Origin of the sequence: Dokdonella sp., from assembly GCF_051958935.1 — a bacterium.
Taxonomy (GTDB): Bacteria; Pseudomonadota; Gammaproteobacteria; order Xanthomonadales; family Rhodanobacteraceae; genus Dokdonella_A.
The window spans coordinates 1-8478 of sequence record NZ_JBQCFP010000017.1; the positions used below are offsets into that span (position 1 = coordinate 1).

4 protein-coding genes are annotated in these 8478 nt (G+C 71.8%); all 4 read right to left on the reverse strand.

Features of this window, described 5'->3' with window-relative positions; all coding sequences use genetic code 11:
- Positions 1–1457 (reverse strand): hypothetical protein (locus tag ACTHK2_RS01460; RefSeq protein ID WP_440243899.1); only part of this gene is annotated, 1457 nt, incomplete at its 3' end.
- A 140-nt stretch (positions 1458–1597) separates the two neighbouring features.
- The gene (locus tag ACTHK2_RS01465) at positions 1598–3928 is read right to left on the reverse strand and encodes a winged helix-turn-helix domain-containing protein (protein ID WP_440243900.1); all 2331 of its coding nucleotides are present in this window, start codon (positions 3926–3928) and stop codon (positions 1598–1600) included.
- A gap of 164 nt (positions 3929–4092) precedes the next feature.
- Positions 4093–6822 (reverse strand): Ig-like domain-containing protein, encoded by a 2730-nt coding sequence (locus ACTHK2_RS01470; protein ID WP_440243901.1) that lies wholly within the window; start codon positions 6820–6822, stop codon positions 4093–4095.
- Positions 6823–7241: 419 nt separating this feature from the next.
- Positions 7242–8478: chaperonin GroEL (gene groL, locus ACTHK2_RS01475; protein ID WP_440243902.1), on the reverse strand; the 1237-nt coding region annotated here is incomplete at its 5' end.

The following is an 8478-nucleotide window of genomic DNA, read 5'->3' on the forward strand; positions in this document are numbered from 1 at the left end:
GCGCTCGGCGTGAAGCGGTCGACGTAGCCGGCGATCGTGAACAGGCCCGAGCCGTCGCGGTAACCGTCTTCGGGCGCGCCGTCGTCGTGGACGATGATGCCCGGCGTCGATTCGTCACAGCCTTCGGTCACCCCGCCGCGAAGCGAGACGACCTGCGGCTGGCCGCTGCGCCAACGATCGCGGGTGCCCGCGTCGTCGGCGACCTTGCGCGACGCGAGGGGCGAGAGCGGCAGCGGCCGGGGCGCGGTGGACGGACGCGCGGCGGGCGCCTCGATCGCGTTCCACTCGAGCGCGCGGTCGCCTTCGTTGGCGATCACGACCGGCACCGTCACCGAGGCGCCGCCCGGCATCGCCGAGGCCGCGAGCGGGTCGGGCGTCACCGTGATCGTCGCCGGCGTGAGCGCGGGCGCAACCTCGAGATGCACGCCGGCGCTCGTCGCGTAGGCGGTCGGCGACGTGCGCGTCCACGCGAGTGCGCTCGCCGGCGCCAGCGACGGCGCGTTGTACGAGTAGAGGTTGCCGATCGACGCGTCCACGTTCTGCAGGCCGACCGTCGCGCTCCCGCCGTTGTCCCAGTCGGGATTGGCGGCGTCGCCGAACACGGTGTTGGCGTAGTGGAACTGCAGCGAGCCGTCTTCGCCGAGCTGCGCCTCGAACACCGCGGGCGCGCCGCCCGACTGCAGGAAGTGCGGACGCACCCATTGCACGATCACGCGCCGGTTCGGTGCGGTGCCGTCGACCTGCCACCAGACGTTGCCGGAGCTGTCGGCGAAATCGTCCCAGAACGGCGCGATGATCGGGCCGCCCATGAACACGTCGGGCTCGTACGGCAGCGGGTCGTTGAAGGCGTAGCTGAAGCCGTCGAGCGTGCCGAGCACGAGCGTGCCGTTGTTGCCGATCGTGAGCAGATCGCTCGCGCCGTCGAAGAACGGGAACGCGAACGGCAGCGTCACGCCGGTCGCACCGTCGTCACCGAGGCCGAGCGGCGTGCCGGTGGCCACGATGTCGACGAATCCGAACGTGGTCGGCGCGGCGGCGTAACCCGGCTCCTGGTCCTGCGCGGTCCAGTTCGCCGCGTAGTCCTCGACGCCGAGCGTCGCGGTGACGATGCGGTTGAACTGCATCGACGCACCCGGCGCGACGTCCTCGTGCATCAGCGCGAAGATCGACCCGTCGACGCTGTCGACGAGCGTGTGGTAGGAGAGCGTGCGCGTGGAATGGTTGGTCAGCGTGTAGCAGAAGTTGACCGCGTCGCCCGCGTGCACGTCGAGGTCGCTCGCCGTGCCGCAGGTGGCCGGGTTGCCGTCGTCGAGGGCGAGCCCTACCGCGAGCGTGATGTCGCTGCCGAGCGTGGTGGACGGGCCGACGTGCAGGGTCGTCGGTGCCGCCGCGGCCGCGGCGAGCGGGGCGAGCAAGCCGGCGGCGATGACGCGGCGAAGGATCGGGATCGTATTCACGGCGGGGCAACCCTCATGCAGGACGGAACGGCCGGACCGGCGGGCCATGTCCCGTGACCGTAGGGGACGCCCCGCCGATGCGCATCAAACACGCGTCACCAGGCAGTGACAGGCGCGTGACATCGTCGTGACAGGCCGCGTCACGGCGCGCTTTCGGCGGCGATGCGCTGGCCGCGCAGCACCTCGATGCGGTCGCGCAGCCGCGCGGCCGGCGCGGCCTCGCCGCTGGCCTCGTAGAGCGCCAGCAGCGCCTGTGCGGCGCCGAGGTCGCGCTCGGCATAAGCCGCCAGGCGCCCGCCGACCCCACGCGCGGCTTCGAGCCGGCCCGCGCGCACGAGCGCGGCGACCTCGGCCGCCCCCGCGGGGACCCATTCGTCGGCGCGGTTGGCGGCGAGACCGAGTTCGAACGCGCGCGCGTAGTGGACCTGCGCGGCGGAGCCGTCGCCGTCGGCCTCGGCGATGCGCGCGGCCGCGAACGCCGCGACGAAGGCTCGATCTGCGTCTAGCGGCGTCGCGCCGGCATCGCGCAGGCGCTGCAGCGCATGCGCCGCGACATCGCCCCGCCCCTGCGCGAGCGCGGCATCGACGAGCAGGTCGACCGCGCGCGACAGGCGTGCATCGCTGCCGGGGTTCGGCGGCGCGAGGACGCGCTCGACGAGCCGGTCGACGTCGGCGGCGGCGAGCGCCGGCGGTTTGCCCGCTGCGGTCTCGCGCGCCAGGCGCATCAGCGCGAACTCCGGGGGCGCGGCCGGCGTGCCGTCGTCGTAGCGCTCGACCAAGCGGCCGAGTTCGTCCAGGCGGCCGTTCGCGAGCAGCGCCTGTGCATGCGTATACGCGATCGCGAGCACCGCCCGCGGATCATCCATGCGCGGCGCGAGCCGCCATGCCTTGGTGCTGCTCGCGAGCGCGTCGTCGCTCTCGAGCATCATGCGCTGCGCATCGGATTTCGCGGCGAGCGACGAGGCGAGGTGATCGGTGACGCCGAAGCGCTCGAACACCGCGGCGCCGCGCGGGAACGAGGCGACCGCTTCGGCGAAATGGCCATGATGGGCGTGCGCGAGCCCTTCGTTGTTGTCGAGGCTCGCCTCGCCGGGAAGGTTGCCCGCGGCCTGCCACTCGATGCGCGCGCGCGCGAAGCTCGCGAGTGCGTCCTCGTAGCGGCCGAGCTGGTCTTCGATCACGCCGCGCATCATGTAGGCGCGGCCGAGCAGCAACGGCTCGTGCCGGCCATCGAGCGCGGCGAGCGCATCGCGGCAGTACGCCTGTGCGCGCTCGGGCTGGTTGCGGTTGAACGCGACCGCGCACAGGCCGTACAGCGCGCGCGCATGCACGACCGGCGACACGTCCGGCGCCGTCGCGAGCCGCTCGAAGCCACGCTGCGCCTGTTCGATGCGGCCCGCACGCTCGTCGATCTCGGCGACGCGCACGGCGATGTCGGGCGTGCGCTGCAGGTCGAGCGGTGCCGCCTCGGCGATCGCCGCGGCTTCGCGCAGGTCGCCTTCGAGGAAGGCCGCGTCGATGCGCTGCTGCAGCTCGAGTGCGGTCGGCCGCGGCGGAACCTCCGCGATCGCCGGATCGCCGAGCCAGTCGGCGAGTGCACGATCGATCGCCTGCAGTGGCGTCGGTCCGGTCGCCGCATGGCGCACGCTGCGTTCGGCATCCTGCACGTCGAGTTCGACCGCCCAGCCCTGCGCGTCGCGGCGCATGCGCGCGGCGAGCACGAGCGAAGCACCGGCCGCGGCGGCGAGCGCAGGGCGTCGAGCCGGATCGGCCGCCGCCGCGCCGTCGCGCGCGAGGTAGGCGATCACCTGCTCGGACGGCAGCACCGCGAGGTTGCCGCGTTCGCGCACGCGCGCGGCGAGGTAGTCCATGGCGCCGAAACGGATCCAGCGCGCGTCGCTCGCGTCGTCCGCCACCTCGACCGGCAGCACGAGTGCAGCGCCCGCCTGGACCGGTGCCTTCGGCGTGCGTGCGCCGCGCCAAGCGACGAACAGCGCGACGCCGGCGAGCAGGATGGCGAGCCCCGCCGCGATCGTGACGACGCGGCGGGGCGGGCGCTGCGGCGGTGGCGGCGGTGCTGCATCGGTGGCCGCAATGGGGTCGCCGGCAACCGCCTCCGGCGGCGCTGCGGCGCGCGCCGAAGCCGCGTCGTCGATGACGTCGACCGGCGCGACCCAGTGATAGCCGAAGCGCGCGACCGTGCGGATGAAGCGCTGTTCCTCGCCGGTGTCGCCGATCGCGCGGCGCGCGCGGGCGAGGGTCTGGCCGAGCAGCGCGTCGCTGACATCCCCGCGCCCCCAGACCGCGCTGATGAGTTCGTCGCGGCCGACCGCACGCTCGCGCCGCTCGAGCAGATAGACGAGGCAGTCGAACGACTTCAGCGGCAGCGCGACCGGGCCGTCCGCAGCGCGCAGTTCACGCGACGCCGGGTCGAGCTCGAAATCCCCGAAGCGGTAGTGCCTTGCCGACATGTTCCGATTGCTGCGAACGCGTACCCGGGCCGGCACCCGGCCTCGCGGGGGCCGCCGAGCGCCGGCGGGCCATCGGCCACTGTAGCGGGTTGGTTGCGCACGCGTAAGCCTCCCGCACCGGCGCCGCGGTCGCCCGATCGCGCGCGGCACCGGTGCGCACGCGTTCAATCGTCGGCGGCGGCCTCGAATCCGTCGCGGTACACGACGAGCCAGTTGCTGTCACTCGCGTTCGCAATGTCGCCCGCATACGGGCCGGCCGTGCTCGCGCCGATCTCGACCGTCTCGCCGGGGGCATCCGCGCGCACGGGCGCCGCGAGCAGATAGTGCACGCTCGCGTTCGGCGCGAGCGTCGCGTGATCGAGCAGCGCGCCGCTGCCGCTCTCCGAGCAGGCGCCGCTCGCCGCGTCGAGGCAGGTCCAGCTCGCTGCCGTCGCATCGATACCGTCGGGCAGGTTCGCCACGACTTCGACGCCGCGCGCGATCGCGCTGCCATGGTTGCTCACCAGGACGTCGTAGACGACGGTGTCGCCATAGGCGACGTAGTCGCTGCCGTCGCCGATGGCGACGACGAGGGCGATGTCGGGCGCGAGGTTCTGCAGCGCGAACGCGGCCGGCGCCGCGCCACCGGCGACGCTTGCGGTGACCTGGTACTTGCCCACGTTCGCGTTCGCCGTCGCGCCGACCGCGGCGCGTCCGTCCGCATCGGTGAGCGCGCCCGTCGACGACAGGGTTGCGCTCGCGCCACCCGCGGGTGCGGCGAACGTGACGGCAACGCCGCCGACCGGGTTGTCGTAGGCGTCGCTCACGCGCAGGGCGAGCGGCTCGGCGAACACGCTCTCGACGACGGTCGCCTGTGCCGCACCACCGGTGATGGTCATGTGCGCCGGTGGGCCGGCCGTGTTGTGCAGTTCGAACGACGCGGCGCCCGCGATCCCGGCGACGCTTGCGCTCACGGCGTAGCTGCCCGCGATCGTGTTGGCGCGCGCGTCGACGCTCGCGACGCCGTCCATGTCGGTGCTCGCACTCGCGGCGACGAGCGCGCTCGCGCCGCCCGCGGGCGCGCTGAACGCGACGGTCACGCCGGGCACGCCGATGCCGGCGTCATTCGTCACGCGCACCTGCAAGGGAACGGCGAAGACGGTATCGACACCGGTCGTCTGCGGCGAGCCGCCGAGGCTCGTGAGCGTGCTCGGCGGATCGAGTGAGAACTGCGCGTCGATCGTGCAGTCGGCATGCACCGACGCGACGGTGTACACGAGGCCGCTCAGCGTGCCGCTGCAGGTGCCGGCGATCGTGTCGACGTGATAGCCGGGGTCGGGCGACAGCGTGAACGCGATGCTGCCGCCGTCGCCGACGACCTGCGGGGTCGCCGGCGCGATCGAACCGTGCGGCCCGGCGCCGGGCACGACCATCCATGCGGGAATGCCCTTGCCGCTCGCGGTGACCGCAGCGCTGTCGGGCCCGCCGTCGCTCGCGATGTCGATGCGCGCGGCGCGCGCACCGAGCGCGGCCGGCGTGAAGTGCAGCGAGAACGTGCATTCGCCGTGCACAGGCAAGGTCGCGGTCGCGCACGTGGCGACGTCGGCGTCGAGTGCGAAGCCGGCGGCGGCACCGTCGTTAAGCGTGATGCCGGCGAGGTGAAGGTCGCCTTGGCGCAGGTTGCGCACGGTCACCGTGCGCGTGGCCTCGACGCCGAGCGGCACGTCGCCGAACGCGACCGGCGTCGCGGCGAGTTCCGGCACGATGCCGGTGAGACGCACTGCGTAGTGGTCGATCGACGACGGCGCCCAGATACCCCAGTTCGTGTCCCAGAGCTGCGCGTCGCCGACGACGATCTGGTCCACCACGCTGAGCATCAGCGCCGAGCCCTGAGCGCCGAACAGGCCGGAGCCGAACACGAGCGCGTAGGAACCCGGCGCGAGCGCGAGGTCGGGAAGGTCCGCACCGTACTCGTCGGCGCCGGCGCCGACATCGATCACGGCCGAACCGACCAGCGCGTTCGTGAACGCGCTCGTGCCGGGGAGCGGCGGCGACGTGGTCGGACTCGCGATGCGCACGATCGCGGCGTACACGTTGCCGCTGCCGAGGAACATCCATGCGCCGACACGGCGCAGGCGCGCTTCGCGATCGACGCTGAAGCGCACGGCGACCGCACGCCCGGGCGTGACCGATCCGCTCGTCTGCGTCGACTTCCACGCGCTCGGGCGCGCGCTTTCGAAGAGGAAATCCGTCGTCGACGGCGGCACGGGCGGCAGCGCCTGGCCGCGCGCGAAGATGCGCACCGTGGTGCCCTGCAACGAACGCGCGTTGGTCGTCGCATTGACCGTGTACGGCCCAACCGTCTGGCTCGCCTGCGTCGGGCACGGCCACGTCGCGCAGACGTTCGGCAGGGTGATGGCCCAGGTCGTCGCGGTCGCGCCGTGGCGGCCCGTGCCGGCCATGATGGCGTACCAGCCAGGCTCGAGCGTGACCGCCAGCGGGGCGGAGACGTCGGTCACCGTCGCGGATGGCTGCAGCAGGGTCGTGCCTATGAGGCGGCTGTCGCCGGCGACGTCCGGCACGGTCTCGGGCGTGGCGAGCTGGTAGAGCGCCGCATACACGGTCTGCACGCCGTCGCCGCGCGCGTGGATGCCGATCTCGCTGATCGCCGTGCGCTGCAGCAGCCGGAACGTGATGCCGACGGGATTCGGCCCCACCGCAAGGCCGCCGCCGAAGTCGCCGGGCGCGTGGCTCTCGAACACGTAGGGATCGGGATCCGCGTGCGCGATCGTTGCGAAGGCAACGAACGCGAGCAGCAATGCGGCGGCGCGACCGAACGCGCGGATGCGCGAGCGCACGCCGGTACGCCGGCCGCACGGCCCTGCGTCCGCGCCGGGCGAAGAATGGTCGTTCATGCAAAGCCCCTGTTTCGATGACGATGCGACCGCGTGGTGGCGGTCTCGATGGCGACAAGCGGAAAAGCGCAGCGCGGGATATCACGCGATTCGTGATGGCGCGGTGTTCGGCCACCGCGCTCGCTGCCGCGTCACCATCCGGAGGGCGATACGCCCCGCCGCCATTCCGGCGCATGCCGCAGTCCGACTCTTCGCATCGACGTCGAGACGCTGGGGCCGGCTTTCGCCGGGACGACGGCAGCGGAGGGCTCTGCGCCTGCTCTGCACCAGCTCGCCGCTGAGGCGAGCGGAAGCTGGCGCCAGCGTCATGCTGCGGCTGAAGAAACGTTGTGCGACTACCTTCGCCGGCAGGATCAAACAGAAAAAAGCCCCGCATCGCTGCGGGGCTTTTCGTTGAAGCATGACGCGGGAACGGAGGATCAGAAATCCATGCCGCCCATGCCACCCATGCCACCGCCGGCCGGGCCGTGGCTGTGGGCTTCTTCCTTCTTCGGCGCTTCGGCGACCATGGCTTCCGTCGTGATGACGAGGCCGGCGATCGACGCGGCGTTCTGCAGCGCGGTGCGCGTGACCTTGGTCGGATCGAGGATGCCGAGCTCGACCATGTCGCCGTACTCGCCGGTCGCTGCGTTGTAGCCGAAGTTGCCCTTGCCGTCGGCGACCTTGTTGAGGATCACGGACGCTTCTTCACCGGCGTTCGTGACGATCTCGCGCAGCGGCGCTTCCATCGAGCGCTTGGCGATCTGGATGCCGTGGTTCTGGTCCTCGTTGTCGCCCTTGAGCTTGGCGATGCCGGCCAGCGCGCGGATCAGCGCGACGCCGCCACCCGGGACCACGCCCTCTTCCACCGCCGCACGCGTCGCGTGCAGGGCATCTTCGACACGCGCCTTCTTTTCCTTCATCTCCACTTCCGTCGCGGCGCCGACCTTGATCACGGCCACGCCACCGGCGAGCTTGGCGACGCGCTCCTGCAGCTTCTCGCGGTCGTAGTCGGAGGAGGTCTCCTCGATCTGCGCCTTGATCTGCTTGATGCGCGACTGGATGTTGCCCGCTTCGCCGGCGCCGTCGATGATCGTCGTGTTCTCCTTGGAGATGACGACCTTCTTGGCCTTGCCGAGATCCTTGAGCGTCGCCTTCTCGAGCTGCAGGCCGACCTCTTCGGAGATCACCTGGCCACCGGTCAGGATCGCCATGTCCTCGAGCATCGCCTTGCGGCGGTCACCGAAGCCCGGCGCCTTCACGGCCGCGACCTTGACGATGCCGCGGATCGTGTTGACGACGAGCGTCGCGAGCGCTTCGCCCTCGACTTCCTCGGCGACGATCAGCAGCGGCTTGCCCGCCTTGGCGACGCCCTCGAGCACCGGCAGCAGCTCGCGCACGTTGGAGATCTTCTTGTCGTGCAGGAGGATGTACGGATCCTCCAGCTCGACCTGCTGGCTCTGCTGGTTGTTGATGAAATACGGCGAGAGGTAGCCGCGGTCGAACTGCATGCCTTCGACGACGTCGAGCTGGTTGTCCAGGCCCGAGCCTTCCTCGACCGTGATCACGCCTTCCTTGCCGACCTTGTCCATCGCCTGCGCGATGAGCGTGCCGATCGCGTCGTCGCCGTTCGCGGAGATCGTGCCGACCTGGGCGATCGACTTGCTGTCCGCCGAC

What these genes read in the sequence shown, in the direction of transcription:
- ACTHK2_RS01465 (WP_440243900.1), bottom strand. Translation starts at nt 3,928, where the DNA reads ATGTCGGCAAGGCACTACCGCTTCGGGGATTTCGAGCTCGACCCGGCG.
- ACTHK2_RS01470 (WP_440243901.1), bottom strand. Translation starts at nt 6,822, where the DNA reads ATGAACGACCATTCTTCGCCCGGCGCGGACGCAGGGCCGTGCGGCCGG.